This window comes from Fontisubflavum oceani (assembly GCF_030407165.1).
Lineage (GTDB): Bacteria > Pseudomonadota > Alphaproteobacteria > Rhodobacterales > Rhodobacteraceae > Rhodophyticola > Rhodophyticola oceani.
Map to the genome: position 1 here is coordinate 1,543,512 of NZ_CP129111.1, position 12,624 is coordinate 1,556,135.

Here is a 12,624-nt window from a genome sequence, read left to right on the forward strand (position 1 = left end):
GAGAGACAATGACCAATCTGCGCGACACCGCGATGACTTCCAAGGCCTGGCCCTTTGAAGAGGCGCGCCGCCTGGTCAAACGCTACGAAAAAGCACCGCCCGAGAAGGGGTATGTGCTGTTCGAGACCGGTTATGGCCCGTCTGGCCTGCCGCATATCGGGACCTTTGGTGAGGTGGCGCGCACGACGATGGTGCGCCGCGCCTTCGAGGTGATCAGCGACATCCCAACCCGGCTGATCTGCTTCTCCGACGATATGGATGGTTTGCGCAAAGTTCCCACGAATGTGCCGAACCAGGAGCAGATGGCCGAGGATTTGCACCTGCCGCTGACCAAAGTGCGCGATCCGTTTGGCACCCATGACAGCTTCGGCGCCCATAACAACGCGCGTCTGAATGCGTTTTTGGACAGTTATGGCTTCGAGTATGAGTTCATCTCCTCAACCGACTATTACCGTGACGGGCATTTCGACGAGATGCTGCTGACGGCTTTGGAGCGGTTCGACAAGATCCTCGACATCATGCTGCCGACCCTGGGCGAGGAACGGCGCGCGACCTACTCGCCGTTCCTGCCGGTGAGCCCGAAAACGGGCCATGTGCTTCAAGTGCTGACGCTGGAGCGCAATGTGGCCAAAGGCACCATTGTGTATGAAGAGCCGGATGGTGAGCGAGTCGAAGTGCCGGTGACCGGCGGGCATGTGAAAATGCAGTGGAAGCCTGATTGGGCGATGCGGTGGGCGGCTTTGGGCGTCGATTATGAGATGTCGGGCAAAGACTTGATCGACTCCGTCACCCAAGCCACGAAAATCTGCCGCGCGCTTGGACGTCCTGCGCCAGAGACGCTGACCTATGAGCTGTTCAATGATGAGCAGGGGCAGAAGATTTCGAAGTCGAAAGGCAACGGTCTGTCGATGGAGGAGTGGCTGACCTATGCCGCGCCGGAAAGCCTGCAATACTTCATGTATCAGAAGCCGAAAAGCGCCAAGCGGCTCTATTTCGACGTGATCCCGAAAGCGGTGGATGAGTATCATCAGCAACTCCGCGCATACGGGACACAGGATGCGGCACAACGGATGAACAACCCGGTGTTCCATATCCATGGGCATAATGTGCCGGCGTCGAATATGGTCGTGAGCTTCGCGATGTTGTTGAACCTCGCTTCGGTGGCCAGCGCAGAGGATAAAGAGGCGCTCTGGGGCTTCATTCGCCGTTATGCGCCCGATGCGACGCCCGAGAGCCACCCGGATCTGGATCAGGCCGCCGGATTTGCCGTGCGCTACTACAATGACTTCGTGAAACCTCACAAAGTGTTCCGTGAGGCCGATGAAAAAGAGGCCGCAGCGATGCGCGATCTGGCAGATCGGCTGCGCGCTTATGACGGGCCGGTGGAGGATGAGGCGTTGCAAACCATCGTCTTCGCGGTGGGCAAAGAGCATGCGTTTGAGCCGCTCCGTGATTGGTTCAAGCGCTTTACGAAGTGCTTTTGGGTGCGTCGCAAGGCCCGCGTTTTGGCGGGTTCGTGGCGCTTTATGGGGTCGCGGAGACTGTGCAACTGATCGAAGATGGGCTGGCAGGCAAGCTGGCTGCTTGAACCGCTCGCGTTGACGGGCGCTGTCCGGGCTCTACCGTTTTGTCGGACATGACGGCGGAGGACATGGGCCATGCGGCGCATCTATTTGGCGATTTTGATGATCTGTGCGGGCGCGGTGGCGGCCGCACAAGAGGTTCTGGCACCCAACCCGGCGATTGAACGCACGATCCAGAACCAGTTTGAGGCCTTCCTGGCCGATGACGTGGACGACGCGTGGACCTATGCCAGCCCAAACATCCAGCGCCTGTTTCAGACGCCCGAGCGATTTGGGCAGATGGTCGAAGAGGGCTATCCAATGGTCTGGCGACCTGGGCAGATCGACTATCTGGATTTGCAGACACTTGGCGGGCTCATCGTGCAGCGGGTGCAGATCATTGATGGCCAAGGGGTAGCCCATGTGTTGGGGTATCAGATGATCGAAACCGAGGCCGGATGGCAGATCAACGGTGTCCGCATTCTGCGCGCGCCCCAAGTTGGTGCCTGAAATCATCTCGGTATGACAATATGATCTGAGCTTCTGCGGGGTGGGGTAGGGTTCGTCAGTTAGATGTTGATAGTTGAGGCTCGGTTGAGCCAGCGACATGGTGCGAGATGACCAACTCATCCGCGGCCATCAACTGAGCCGGGGGGCGATCGATTCTGATTGCTGGGGGTTGTGTGACGGGACGGTCCGGCTATCTTCCGCGTCTTAAGAGAGCAGAGCCCCGGATCGGAGGTGTGTGATTTCCGATCTTCTACAAGAAAATGTCCAAGACTATCCACGACCACCCGCTTTAGAGGCGGTGACGCAGGTTTTGAGGGTGGTGCTTGGCGGGATGACCATTGCCGAAACCCGCGCCGGTTTTCGGGTGCTCGAAACCCATCACGCGCCGACTTACTATTTCCCGCCACAAGATGTCGCCGCTGGCGTTCTGACCGCGGCGCAGGGCACCAGCTATTGCGAATGGAAGGGGGCCGCGCGGTATTGGAGTGTGTCGGCAGGCGGCGTGCGACGCCAACGTGCGGCATGGAGCTATGCCCGACCGAGCGAAGATTTTGCGCCATTGGCGGGATATCTGGCGTTCTATGCCGAACCAATGGAGGCCTGTTATGTGGGGCGGCATAAAGTGTTGCCGCAGCCTGGCAGTTTTTACGGCGGTTGGGTTACCGAAAATCTGCGCGGGGAGATCAAAGGCGCACCGGGGACCGAGCGCTGGTAACGGGTCATGGCCGGCGATAGGTGGCGCGTTTTTCCCAGCTGACAGGGTCCATCAGAACCCAAACGCCATCGGATACGGTGTACCCATAGGTGATGGAGGGTTCCCCCTGCATCTGAAATGTGATCTGCGCCCCATCCGTCACCAACTGGGCAAGTCGCTCTCGGGTCCAGAGTTGGGTGCCGCCGTTGCGCAGGGCCCAGATGCCCGTCAACGCTGGCCCACCATCACCGAGTCTGAGCTGGTACCGTCCATCGCTTGAGAATAGCCAGTCTTCGCGTGCATCGCGCGCCGTCCAATGACCTTCGACACTTTTGCCACTCCCGCTTTGTCGGACATAGTCGGACCCGTCCCAGGTCATCACGGTGGCATCTTCGGAAAATGTGAGCGCTGCGGGGGGCGTGGCGACGTGATAGCTGCCATCTGGCAGAATCTCATAGGTGAAGGCTTCGCCGGGAACGATCCAAATGCCTGGTAGGTTGGGGTCAATCTCGTTCATCTATTCACCATGGCTTCGGCCGGGGGATAGGCCTAGCGGGCGAGATCAGCAGTGGTGAGGTGGAACGCTTTGCCGAAGCCGCCATTGAGAAAGCTACACGTGATTTGAAGTCGAACCAGTCGGAAATCTGTAAAATTGTAATAGACTTGTGCTTTTGGGTAATGTGCAAGGTAATGTGCGCGCAGGCCATCTTTGTCGGCACGCTCTGCCCGACACTGCAAGGTCAGCCGTGGGTAGGTCAAAGGATCGCCTTTCGCACCGGGCTCACCCAACAAGAGGGAGCAGGCTGGGTTCGCGGCCAAGGCGGCACTATGGCTTGAAAGGTCCGATATCAGGGTGAGCGGCGTGCCATCCTCATCGGGCACCACGGCGATCCGGCTCACCATCGGCGCCCCATTTTTGGGGTCTAACACGCCCAAAGTCCCAAACCGTGCGTCATCGATCAGCTTTCGCGCCAGCGCACGGGCTTCATCATCGGTGTCTCGTATGACGGAGGTTTGACGTGTCATGAGCTAGGACTACCACGCGGATGCGCTTGGCTCCAGCCCGCCCTTGCGCGCCTTGGCCATGCGCCCTAACCACAGGTTGGCAGCAAAGGGGCCTGACATGGACAGAGATCAACTCAATGTGGCGGTGCGTGATGCACTGGCCGAGCGCGCTGAGCCCGTCAGCCGATTGGAGGCTATTTCTGTGCGCCGTTTCGTCCGGCCCAAGGCCCGCTCTCCGACCGGGTGATCAAGACCTATCGTGGGGGGCGAGACCCGGAAGTTCTGTCGCTTTTGGCCGAACGCCACGGTGCTTATGCCGCGTGTCTCCGCGATGCGGGGGTGAACCTGCCCGAGACGCAGTTTCTGGTGCTCGAAGAGATCGGGTTTCGCCGACCTGTGATCGTGCAACAGGCGCTGCCGCCGGAAAAGATGCTGCGCGACATGTTACTAGCGGCCGATCTTGACCGCGCGATTGCCCTCCTCGATCAGGCCGCGATCAGTATCGCGGCATTCTGGCAGGCCGTGGCCGACCGACCGGAGCGGATCGGCTATCACCCCTCGATCCGCAATTTCGCCATGGGGGCCGACGGGCCGATCTTCTTTGATACCTTCCCGCCGCTCATCGGCTATAGCCGGGCGGAGATGGGCAAGCTGCTGCTCCGCTTCTCGGAATCTGCCCTGATCCGAGGTATCGGCCCAGTCTTGCCCGAACGCATTCGGGCGATCCAAGATGAGTGGTATTCACCGGCTGGCACGATTGTCGGCCTGATCGGCAGCGCCGTGCGGCTGCGCCCCGAGGATGAGGTGGCGCTGTTGGCGTGGGGGCGCGGCTTTGCCGAGACCCATCTGAGCGGGGCGATGAAAGACGAGGTTCTGGCCGAGCTCGACGCACCACCGCGCTTGCCCGCGATTTGGACAACAACACGCCGGATATTGGGGCTTGAGGGCAAACCCAATGTCTGAGCCGCCGCGGATGAAGGTGGTGCTGGTGACGCCCGAGATTCCAGGCAATACCGGGACGATTGGGCGGACGTGCGTGGCTTTGGATTTGGAGTTGATCCTGATTAAGCCCTATGGCTTCGACATTTCCGCAAAGTCAGTGCGCCGGGCGGGTTTGGACTATTGGCAGCACGTGCGGTTGAGCGAATACGACAGCTGGCCGGATTTCCTGAGGGCGCGCATGCCGGATCGTGAGCAGCTGTTTTTCTTCGAAGATGATGGCGCGCAATCGGTCTTTGCGCCGGATTATCCTTCCGATGCCTATCTTGTCTTCGGTCGCGAGACCAAAGGGTTGCAAGGGGAGATACTCGATGGGATGGCGGACCGCGTCTTCCATCTGCCGATGCGAAGCCCATATATCCGGTCGCTGAACCTGGCCAATGCGGCGACAGCCGTTGTTTATCAGGCGATGCGGTCGCATCTGCTCTGATCCGGGTCACGACATTGCTACAACATGACCTGACATCGGGCCCGGTATTGCCTCGGTACGACCATATTTTTTGGAACGTCATATGAACCGACACCATACGAGGGGTGACGACTATGAGTAACAGGTTCAATGCGGATTTCTGGCGGAGCGAAAGTGGCGCTGTAACCGTCGACTGGGTCGTATTGACCGCCGGCGCTGTTGGCCTTGCTATGGCGACTTTGGCGGTCGTCTCTGGCGGCGTTGAAGACCTAACAGGCGAAACTCAGCTTGCATTGGCGGAGATTGATCCTAGTGAACCGCTCTTTGGCAGTTTTGACGTTGGCGGCTGGGGTAACAACCCATTGTTAAACACCTCCGGCGTGACGGCTCAAGGATATGCAAACTGGACTGGCGGGTATTCAGATGATCAGTTAGTCGAGGTCTATAATGCATACCACGCCGGCGCTCACCCGACGATGCTCGACCCTGGCGACCGCGTTGACTCAATCGGGGCGCTTGAAGCAGAGATGAATGGGCGTGACATCGACATTCCCGCCGGGAACCCAAGTTATGACGATCTCTATGCGGGCTATACTGGCTAACTCCGAACGATTGATGGCATGACAGAAGGCCGCGCCCATGCGCGGCTTTTTTCTTTGCGCCGAGCTTGAGCCGGGCGCTACGATTGCGGCAGAAAGGACAGCCACATGCCATCCATCGCCAAGGGTGCGGCCCTACAAACCGTGATCACCACTTTTGAAACCACGCCCGGCAATTGCCGCGATTTGATTGAGGCGCTAACCGAAGCTTATGACGTGTTCATCTCACACCAGCCTGGGTTCATTGCGGCTGGTCTGCATGTGAATGATGCCCAGACCCGCGTCGCGAATTACTCTCAGTGGCAGCGCCGCGAAGACTTTCAAGCGATGCTCCGAAGCGACGAGATGGTCCGCCGCAACCGCGAGATCACCCAGATGTGCCGGAGTTTCGAGCCGGTGATGTACGATGTTGAAGCGGTGTTTGACAGTTAGGGAGCCTAGGCGTGGCCGAGATCGAGCAAGAGATACGGGCGCTCCGCGATGAAGTGGCGCTGCTGAATTCGCATCGTTTCATACGGCTGCATAACTCGGTGTTTCGAGTGCTGTTGTTCAATCTGGCGCGTGGCCTCGCTTTCGGGTTGGGCACGGTGCTGGGCGCATCGCTGCTGTTGTCGGTTCTGGTCTGGTCGCTCAGCCAGATCGAGTTTTTGCCGATCATCGGTGAGTGGGCCGCCGAGATTGCGCGGCAGATGGAGGCGCAACGCTAGCTGCCGATAGGCTTTTGCTATCGCGGTTTGCCTGGCGACAGCCCGCGCCTATGTCTCAGTCACACAGTCAAGGAGACATCTCAATGCAATGCCCCATCGACGGAACCCAATTGGTTATGGCCGACCGCCAAGGGGTGGAGATCGACTATTGCCCGCAATGTCGGGGTGTGTGGCTCGACCGGGGTGAATTGGACAAGATTATCGAGCGCTCGACCCCATCCGCGCCGCCTCAGCCGCAGCGTGGCGGGCGCGATGACTATGACCAAGGGCGGGATCGGTCGTCGAGCTATCACAAAAAGAAACGGCGCGGGTCGTTCCTGGACGATATCTTCGATTTCTGAGGTTTAGCGCCGCGTCGGGCAGATCACGACCTGCTGTTCCGTGCAGCTTGTGTCGGTGCAGCTGACGCTTTCGACCACCATGCCGCGGCGGAGACGTATTTCGCCGCCTCTTGGCACAATGCGGGTCTCGCAGGTCTGTCTATTCCGGTTGCCCGTGCCAATACTGAGCGTGACAGGCCCGTTTGAGACACCGAGGCCGAAGCCAACCGATTGCGCGACGGCCGGACCGGTGAAGGCCAATTGGCCGAGAGTGCAAAGAACTGAAATCGTGCGGCGCATGAGCGACCTCCGTGATATATGTGTCAGGAGGAGGTCGGATCACCGGCTGGTCTGGTTCAATAACTAGGCCGTCGGCACGATTACACAGGCTCGAAACACCGCCACTTCGGGTGCAGCGCCGTCCAGGTCGAAGCGCGCGCCGACAGGCGCGATGAAAGCCGTGGCCGTTTCATTCTCGGCCAACCCGTTCAGAACATTCCCAAAGCCGCGGTCCGTCACGGTTAGCGCGTGGCGATCATCCGAGAGTTGGTGGTTTCCGGTGGTGATTGTGTTGGGGCTGGCACCCTCGAAGCGGATGCCAAAGACGGGGCCGTCTGGCCAAGGCTGCTCAAGCGTTAGAGTGATGGTGTATTCGGGCAGAGTTGGGTCATAAGTCAGGCGGATATCCAGCCCAGGTTCCGAATGGGTGAGCGTGCAGAGAGGGCCTTCGACACCGGCCTCCCAAGCCTGCACCGGGAGCGCTGTCAGCATGAGAAAGGCAAGCGCACGCAAACCGGTCAGCCCCGCCGGGTCGACGCGATCGCCGTGATCTCGGTCGTCTGCGGCGGGTTGGCGAAGGTGGGGCCAACGGCGGCGCGATAGGCGGCAAAGGACGGGCTGTCGAGGAAGGCCTGTTTCGTGGCGTCATCGGGGAATTCAAGCACGCCGATGAATTGCGTCGGCTCATCGGTCTCGAAGCAGGAATAGTGAAGGCCGGTGATGTTTTCGGCGGTCAAACCAGCGACGAGCGCTTGCATGGCGTCGACCTGACGGGTGTGATCCTCGGCAGAGGCGAGCGTGTAGCGGACGAGGAAGGACATGGGAATTGCTCCTTCTGAATATGGGGGCATTGGACCCGGAGCGCCCCCTTTAGTCAACGCAGGGCGCGGTGTGTGGGTGTGAAGGGCGCTTGCCTTGAAGGGCGTGGCGGCGCAGGGTCGGGCGATGACACGCGACGAATTCAACAGCTTTTGTGGCAGGATGAAAGCGACCTCCCATGTGGTGCAATGGGGCAATGTGGATGTGTGGAAAGTGGGGCCGAAGGTCTTTGCCATCTGCGGCTGGAGTGATGGCAAGGACGCCTTCACCTTCAAGGTGGGCGAGATTGCCTTCGAGGTGCTAGGCGGGGAGCCGGGCATCCGCCCCGCGCCTTATCTGGCGTCACGCGGCATGACATGGCTTCAAGTCTATGAAGCGAGCGCGATGAGCGATGCGATGCTCAAGGAGCATATCGAGGAGAGCTATCGGCTGGTTGTGGCGGGGATGACGAAGAAGATGCGGGAGGAGTTAGGAATGTTGTGTGGCACCTAACTCTTGTTCACCGTTACAAGCTCCAAGATATTGACCCGTCGTTGCGAGTAGTAAGAACGCTACGCTTCGTTCCCTTGAATAGAATTCCGCTGGTGTGGCGGGAGTACCTAGCGGTCATATTCTCTTGTGTACTGTGCCTTACTTCGTAGTCGGACATTACCACGCACGAAGGCGACGCCAACTTCATAACCTCATCGTGGTATCCGCTTTCTCGACCGTGGTGGCTTGCGATGAATATGTCGGTTCCGATCAACGCCTGCGCAATTTTTGATTTTTCTAACAAGCGTTGCCACCCTGAAGCCTCGATATCTCCACTTATTACAATTTTCGTTCCATTCACACTAAGGACTGTTACTAAGCTTAAGTTGTTTGTATCTTGTGCGTCTACCGGGAATGAATTGTAGAACAATTCGTAGCTTACGCCCGGGATCGGTGGGTACTTGGCTGGATCAGCCGGGTTTGTATACTCTTTGATGAGCTCGCACATTGTAGCCATGGCATTCGACAAAGGGTCGCCCTTCGCGGTTTTTAGCCCGATTAACTCATCAGAATTCAAGGATTTATTTCTTGCCAGTCGTTTGATTCTTGCGTTGGCTCGAAGCTAAGGCAGGCCAGTCAAATGATCCTGGTCGTAGTTTGTGACAAAGAGTAAATCGACTTCCCCTCCACCCTCGAGGTTGGCGACGCTTAGTGGTGCCTTTCCTTCGGTTGCGCCACAGTCCCACATCCACAACTGGTTAGCGCGCGATAAGGTGACTAGCTGTCCGTGCGCGACGTCATGAACGGTGAATTTTGTGCTCACTTTGAGTTCGCCTTTCTAATTCGCTTAACAATGAACTGCTCTTGCTTTCGCCAAGATATCGAAAACAGGATCAACAATAACAACGATAGGGTAGTCACCTGGTACCAAGGCATCGAAAATCGGTCAACCTCGCTAAAAACCAAGAAAACAATACAGAAAGCCAGTATTGCAGCGCAAATAGTTCTATACATATTCGCTATTTCTACTAGGCGGTCGATTTTCTCATCTAGCGCTGACGCGGAAACGAATTCTTCATATGTGTTTGAGCGTACAATAATGCTCACCGCTAAGTACAGAGGTTCCAACAGAATTGACCCCAATCTTGAGAGAATGAGACCATAGCCAAAGAATAGAACTAGCGCGACAAGTTGATGATCCGTAGTTAAACCCAGGCTGGTTGTTTCGCTCACAACAAAGGCAAAAAGCGTTCCGGGAACTAGTGCATTAAGAATGTCATAAACAGTCAGCTTATCTAGCATTTTCGTCTACCGTTTCTTCCTCCGCCTCACATTCCCACCCCGTTGCCCCGGCCGTCCCGCCGTAGACCGCCCCTCGGCCTTTGCCGCGCCCTCAACCGCCGCCTCCACCGCCGTTTGCCGGGCCAGCGGGTCGTCGGACACCACCAGATCCACCGTTTCCAGTCGTTTGATCTCGTCCCTCAGCCGGGCGGCCTCTTCAAATTCCAGGTTCTCCGCCGCTTTCCGCATATCGGTGCGCAGCCCGTTCAGCACCGCCTCCAGGTTTGCGCCGTGGAGTGGTTTCTCCACCTTCGCGGTCACCCGGTTCATGTCCACATCGCCCTTGTAGAGCCCGGCCAGAATATCCTCGACATTCTTCTTCACCGTCTCGGGCGTAATCCCGTGTTCCTCGTTATAGGCAATCTGTTTCGCGCGCCGCCGGTCGGTCTCGCGCATGGCGCGCTCCATCGAGCCGGTGATCCGGTCGGCATACATGATCACCCGGCCTTCGGCATTCCGTGCGGCGCGGCCGATGGTCTGCACCAGCGAGGTTTCCGAGCGCAGGAAGCCCTCCTTATCTGCATCCAGGATCGCCACCAGCCCGCATTCCGGGATGTCGAGCCCTTCGCGCAGCAGGTTGATCCCGATCAGCACGTCGAAGGCGCCAAGCCGCAGGTCGCGCAGGATCTCGATCCGTTCCAGCGTGTCGATATCGGAATGCATATAGCGGACCTTGATGCCCTGCTCATGCATGTATTCGGTCAGATCCTCAGCCATACGTTTGGTGAGCGTGGTCACCAGCGTGCGGAATCCGTCGGCGGTGACGCGGCGGACCTCGTCGAGCAGATCGTCGACCTGCATCTCCACCGGTCGGATCTCCACCTTCGGATCGAGCAGGCCGGTGGGGCGGATCACCTGTTCGGTGAAGACGCCGCCCGATTGCTCCAACTCCCAGGCTTGCGGGGTGGCGCTGACGAAGATCGACTGCGGTCGCATCGCATCCCATTCCTCGAACTTTAGCGGGCGGTTGTCCATGCAAGAGGGGAGGCGGAACCCGTGCTCCGCCAGGGTGAACTTGCGTCGGTAGTCGCCCCGATACATGCCGCCGATCTGCGGCACGGAAACATGGCTTTCATCCGCGAAGACAATCGCGTTGTCGGGGATGTATTCGAAAAGCGTGGGGGCGGCTCACCCGGGGCGCGGCCCGTCAGATAACGGGAATAGTTCTCGATCCCGTTGCAAACGCCGGTGGCTTCCAACATCTCCAGGTCGAAATTTGTACGTTGCTCAAGACGTTGCGCTTCCAGAAGCTTGCCCTCACCGATCAGTTGATCGAGGCGGATCTGCAGTTCGGCTTTGATGCCCTTGATCGCCTGCTGCATCGTGGGGCGCGGTGTCACGTAATGCGAGTTGGCGTAGACCCGAACTTTCTCGAACGTGTCGGTTTTCTCGCCCGTGAGCGGGTCGAATTCGGTGATGCTTTCCAGCTCTTCACCGAAGAACGAGAGCTTCCAGGCGCGGTCGTCCAAGTGCGCCGGCCAGATCTCCAGGCTGTCGCCGCGGACGCGGAAGCTGCCGCGCTGGAACGCCTGATCGTTGCGGCGGTATTGCTGGGCGATCAGATCGGCCATGACCTTGCGTTGATCATACTCTTTCCCGGAAATCAGATCCTGGGTCATCGCGCCATAGGTTTCCACCGAGCCGATGCCGTAGATGCAGGAGACCGAGGCGACGATGATCACGTCATCGCGTTCCAGAAGCGCCCGCGTGGCGGAGTGGCGCATCCGGTCGATCTGTTCGTTGATCTGAGATTCCTTCTCGATATAGGTGTCCGACCGCGCCACATAGGCCTCCGGCTGGTAGTAGTCATAATAGCTGACGAAGTACTCCACCGCGTTGTCGGGAAAGAACCCTTTGAACTCGCCGTAGAGTTGTGCGGCCAGCGTCTTGTTGGGTGCCAGGATGATCGCCGGGCGTTGGGTTTCTTCGATGACCTTGGCCATGGTGAAGGTCTTGCCAGTGCCGGTGGCGCCCAAGAGCACCTGATTCTGGTCGCCCTCGCGAATCCCGCCGGCCAATTCTTCGATTGCGGTCGGTTGGTCACCCGCCGGGTCGAATTCTGTATGTAGAATGAACTGTTTGCCGCCTTCGAGTTTGGGTCGCGCGCGGACCTCATCGACCGAACGGTTCAAAACCGGCATTTGTTCTGGTGAATTGTTATGCATCGAAACCCCCTGCAGACTCCTTAGAATGGTCTTATTTTGTTCTTGTTCAAGGCCTTAAGCTCGGGCGTGCCGAGAACCCCTGACATGCCCTGCCAAAAGGTTAAGATTTTCCTCGTGTTTGAGTTAAATGCACACAACCTTAAGGCGAATTATTCATTGCAATGAAACCAGCCGCCGCCTACCTTCAATGAGCAAGCAGCAGAAGCGGTTGCCAACCGGGTTCGACACCCACCCCACCCCTCGCTCCCTCGAGCCGGGTTGGCAACCCACTTCGCTCCCTTCCCAATATACACGTCGGCGCGACAGGAATGCCCGTTGCATCAATGGCTTTGTTTGGAGATAAGACTGGCAAGTGATGAGGAGACCGCCCATGCGCGCGCGCATCTATCAGCCCGCCAAAACCGCCATGTCCTCGGGCACGGCCAAGACCCATCATTGGGTGTTGGAATTCGCGCCAGCCTCGCCGCGTGAGGTGGACCCGCTGATGGGGTGGACCAGCTCGGACGATATGAACAGCCAGGTGCATCTGAGCTTCGAGACATTGGAGGCGGCGGAGGATTATGCGGCCGAGAACGGGATCGACGCCATCATCATGCAACCGAAAAAGCGCAAGCCCAATATCCGCGCCCGCGGCTATGGCGAAAACTTCGCCACGGATCGGCGCGGGGCCTGGACGCATTAAGCGCCCATTCCCAGCCTATCGGTGCTATAGTCGGGCGGAAATCCATAATCCTGGGTGCCCGT

At 58.4% G+C, this 12,624-nt stretch carries 16 protein-coding genes and 2 pseudogenes; 12 read left to right on the forward strand and 6 right to left on the reverse strand.

The genetic code is table 11. The features are described from left to right. Positions 1–8 precede the first annotated feature (8 nt). From QTA57_RS07960 to QTA57_RS07970, 3 genes and pseudogenes are all read left to right on the forward strand, one after another. Positions 9–1,588 (forward strand): annotated as a pseudogene (locus QTA57_RS07960) (lysine--tRNA ligase). Between the two features lie 70 nt (positions 1,589–1,658). Next, on the forward strand, positions 1,659–2,072 hold the full coding sequence (locus QTA57_RS07965) for a DUF4864 domain-containing protein (protein WP_290154392.1): 414 nt from the start codon (positions 1,659–1,661) through the stop codon (positions 2,070–2,072). A gap of 235 nt (positions 2,073–2,307) precedes the next feature. Continuing rightward, positions 2,308–2,787 (forward strand): DUF427 domain-containing protein, encoded by a 480-nt coding sequence (locus QTA57_RS07970; RefSeq protein ID WP_290154394.1) that lies wholly within the window; start codon positions 2,308–2,310, stop codon positions 2,785–2,787. Positions 2,788–2,791: 4 nt separating this feature from the next. On the opposite strand, the gene QTA57_RS07975 is transcribed toward QTA57_RS07970, so the two are convergent. Together QTA57_RS07975 and QTA57_RS07980 are read right to left on the reverse strand one after the other, a co-directional pair. Beyond that, entirely contained in the window at positions 2,792–3,283 is a 492-nt protein-coding gene (locus QTA57_RS07975; protein ID WP_290154395.1) for a hypothetical protein, read from the reverse strand. Between the two features lie 32 nt (positions 3,284–3,315). Continuing rightward, positions 3,316–3,792, reverse strand: a complete 477-nt coding sequence (locus tag QTA57_RS07980) for a HugZ family pyridoxamine 5'-phosphate oxidase (RefSeq protein WP_290154396.1) — start codon at positions 3,790–3,792, stop codon at positions 3,316–3,318. Between the two features lie 97 nt (positions 3,793–3,889). Between QTA57_RS07980 and QTA57_RS07985 the strand changes: the two genes are divergently transcribed. The 7 genes from QTA57_RS07985 to QTA57_RS08015 all read left to right on the forward strand — a co-directional run bounded on the left by QTA57_RS07985 (position 3,890) and on the right by QTA57_RS08015 (position 6,826). Then, positions 3,890–4,018 (forward strand): hypothetical protein, encoded by a 129-nt coding sequence (locus QTA57_RS07985; RefSeq protein WP_290154397.1) that lies wholly within the window; start codon positions 3,890–3,892, stop codon positions 4,016–4,018. Beyond that, positions 4,015–4,734 (forward strand): DUF6206 family protein, encoded by a 720-nt coding sequence (locus QTA57_RS07990; RefSeq protein WP_290154398.1) that lies wholly within the window; start codon positions 4,015–4,017, stop codon positions 4,732–4,734. Before QTA57_RS07985 ends, QTA57_RS07990 begins: the two co-directional genes overlap by 4 nt. Further along, a complete protein-coding gene (locus tag QTA57_RS07995) occupies positions 4,727–5,200 on the forward strand; it encodes a tRNA (cytidine(34)-2'-O)-methyltransferase (RefSeq protein ID WP_290154399.1) in 474 nt (157 codons plus the stop codon). The genes QTA57_RS07990 and QTA57_RS07995 overlap by 8 nt, the downstream gene beginning before the upstream one ends. A gap of 113 nt (positions 5,201–5,313) precedes the next feature. Continuing rightward, complete coding sequence (locus QTA57_RS08000; RefSeq protein WP_290154400.1) at positions 5,314–5,781, forward strand: hypothetical protein; 468 nt, start codon at positions 5,314–5,316, stop codon at positions 5,779–5,781. 105 nt (positions 5,782–5,886) lie between these two features. Further along, positions 5,887–6,210, forward strand: coding sequence for an antibiotic biosynthesis monooxygenase family protein (locus QTA57_RS08005; RefSeq protein ID WP_145215377.1), 324 nt, complete (start codon positions 5,887–5,889; stop codon positions 6,208–6,210). Positions 6,211–6,221: 11 nt separating this feature from the next. Continuing rightward, entirely contained in the window at positions 6,222–6,485 is a 264-nt protein-coding gene (locus tag QTA57_RS08010; protein WP_145215380.1) for a DUF5665 domain-containing protein, read from the forward strand. An 83-nt stretch (positions 6,486–6,568) separates the two neighbouring features. Further along, the gene (locus QTA57_RS08015; RefSeq protein ID WP_171561323.1) at positions 6,569–6,826 is read left to right on the forward strand and encodes a TFIIB-type zinc ribbon-containing protein; all 258 of its coding nucleotides are present in this window, start codon (positions 6,569–6,571) and stop codon (positions 6,824–6,826) included. A gap of 3 nt (positions 6,827–6,829) precedes the next feature. On the opposite strand, the gene QTA57_RS08020 is transcribed toward QTA57_RS08015, so the two are convergent. The 3 genes from QTA57_RS08020 to QTA57_RS08030 form a co-directional block, all read right to left on the reverse strand. Then, positions 6,830–7,105: a hypothetical protein gene (locus tag QTA57_RS08020; protein ID WP_290154402.1), complete on the reverse strand. Its 276-nt coding sequence runs from the start codon at positions 7,103–7,105 to the stop codon at positions 6,830–6,832. 63 nt (positions 7,106–7,168) lie between these two features. Continuing rightward, positions 7,169–7,576, reverse strand: coding sequence for a hypothetical protein (locus tag QTA57_RS08025; protein WP_290154403.1), 408 nt, complete (start codon positions 7,574–7,576; stop codon positions 7,169–7,171). A gap of 26 nt (positions 7,577–7,602) precedes the next feature. Then, positions 7,603–7,905 carry a hypothetical protein gene (locus QTA57_RS08030; protein ID WP_290154404.1) on the reverse strand — a complete coding sequence of 101 codons (303 nt, stop codon included), beginning with the start codon at positions 7,903–7,905 and terminating at the stop codon, positions 7,603–7,605. 124 nt (positions 7,906–8,029) lie between these two features. Here QTA57_RS08030 and QTA57_RS08035 point away from each other — a divergent pair, with 124 nt between their 5' ends. Then, the gene (locus QTA57_RS08035) at positions 8,030–8,395 is read left to right on the forward strand and encodes an MmcQ/YjbR family DNA-binding protein (RefSeq protein ID WP_290154405.1); all 366 of its coding nucleotides are present in this window, start codon (positions 8,030–8,032) and stop codon (positions 8,393–8,395) included. Between the two features lie 1,287 nt (positions 8,396–9,682). On the opposite strand, the pseudogene uvrB reads toward QTA57_RS08035, so the two are convergent. Continuing rightward, positions 9,683–11,880, reverse strand: a pseudogene (gene uvrB / locus QTA57_RS08040) (excinuclease ABC subunit UvrB). Positions 11,881–12,250: 370 nt separating this feature from the next. Here uvrB and QTA57_RS08045 point away from each other — a divergent pair. Beyond that, positions 12,251–12,562 carry an ETC complex I subunit gene (locus QTA57_RS08045; RefSeq protein ID WP_290154406.1) on the forward strand — a complete coding sequence of 104 codons (312 nt, stop codon included), beginning with the start codon at positions 12,251–12,253 and terminating at the stop codon, positions 12,560–12,562. The last annotated feature ends 62 nt before the right edge of the window (positions 12,563–12,624 follow it).

What these genes read in the sequence shown, in the direction of transcription:
- QTA57_RS07965 (WP_290154392.1), top strand. Translation starts at nt 1,659, where the DNA reads ATGCGGCGCATCTATTTGGCGATTTTGATGATCTGTGCGGGCGCGGTG.
- QTA57_RS07975 (WP_290154395.1), bottom strand. Translation starts at nt 3,283, where the DNA reads ATGAACGAGATTGACCCCAACCTACCAGGCATTTGGATCGTTCCCGGC.
- QTA57_RS07980 (WP_290154396.1), bottom strand. Translation starts at nt 3,792, where the DNA reads ATGACACGTCAAACCTCCGTCATACGAGACACCGATGATGAAGCCCGT.
- QTA57_RS07985 (WP_290154397.1), top strand. Translation starts at nt 3,890, where the DNA reads ATGGACAGAGATCAACTCAATGTGGCGGTGCGTGATGCACTGGCCGAG.
- QTA57_RS07995 (WP_290154399.1), top strand. Translation starts at nt 4,727, where the DNA reads ATGTCTGAGCCGCCGCGGATGAAGGTGGTGCTGGTGACGCCCGAGATT.
- QTA57_RS08000 (WP_290154400.1), top strand. Translation starts at nt 5,314, where the DNA reads ATGAGTAACAGGTTCAATGCGGATTTCTGGCGGAGCGAAAGTGGCGCT.
- QTA57_RS08005 (WP_145215377.1), top strand. Translation starts at nt 5,887, where the DNA reads ATGCCATCCATCGCCAAGGGTGCGGCCCTACAAACCGTGATCACCACT.
- QTA57_RS08015 (WP_171561323.1), top strand. Translation starts at nt 6,569, where the DNA reads ATGCAATGCCCCATCGACGGAACCCAATTGGTTATGGCCGACCGCCAA.
- QTA57_RS08020 (WP_290154402.1), bottom strand. Translation starts at nt 7,105, where the DNA reads ATGCGCCGCACGATTTCAGTTCTTTGCACTCTCGGCCAATTGGCCTTC.
- QTA57_RS08025 (WP_290154403.1), bottom strand. Translation starts at nt 7,576, where the DNA reads ATGCTGACAGCGCTCCCGGTGCAGGCTTGGGAGGCCGGTGTCGAAGGC.
- QTA57_RS08030 (WP_290154404.1), bottom strand. Translation starts at nt 7,905, where the DNA reads ATGTCCTTCCTCGTCCGCTACACGCTCGCCTCTGCCGAGGATCACACC.
- QTA57_RS08035 (WP_290154405.1), top strand. Translation starts at nt 8,030, where the DNA reads ATGACACGCGACGAATTCAACAGCTTTTGTGGCAGGATGAAAGCGACC.
- QTA57_RS08045 (WP_290154406.1), top strand. Translation starts at nt 12,251, where the DNA reads ATGCGCGCGCGCATCTATCAGCCCGCCAAAACCGCCATGTCCTCGGGC.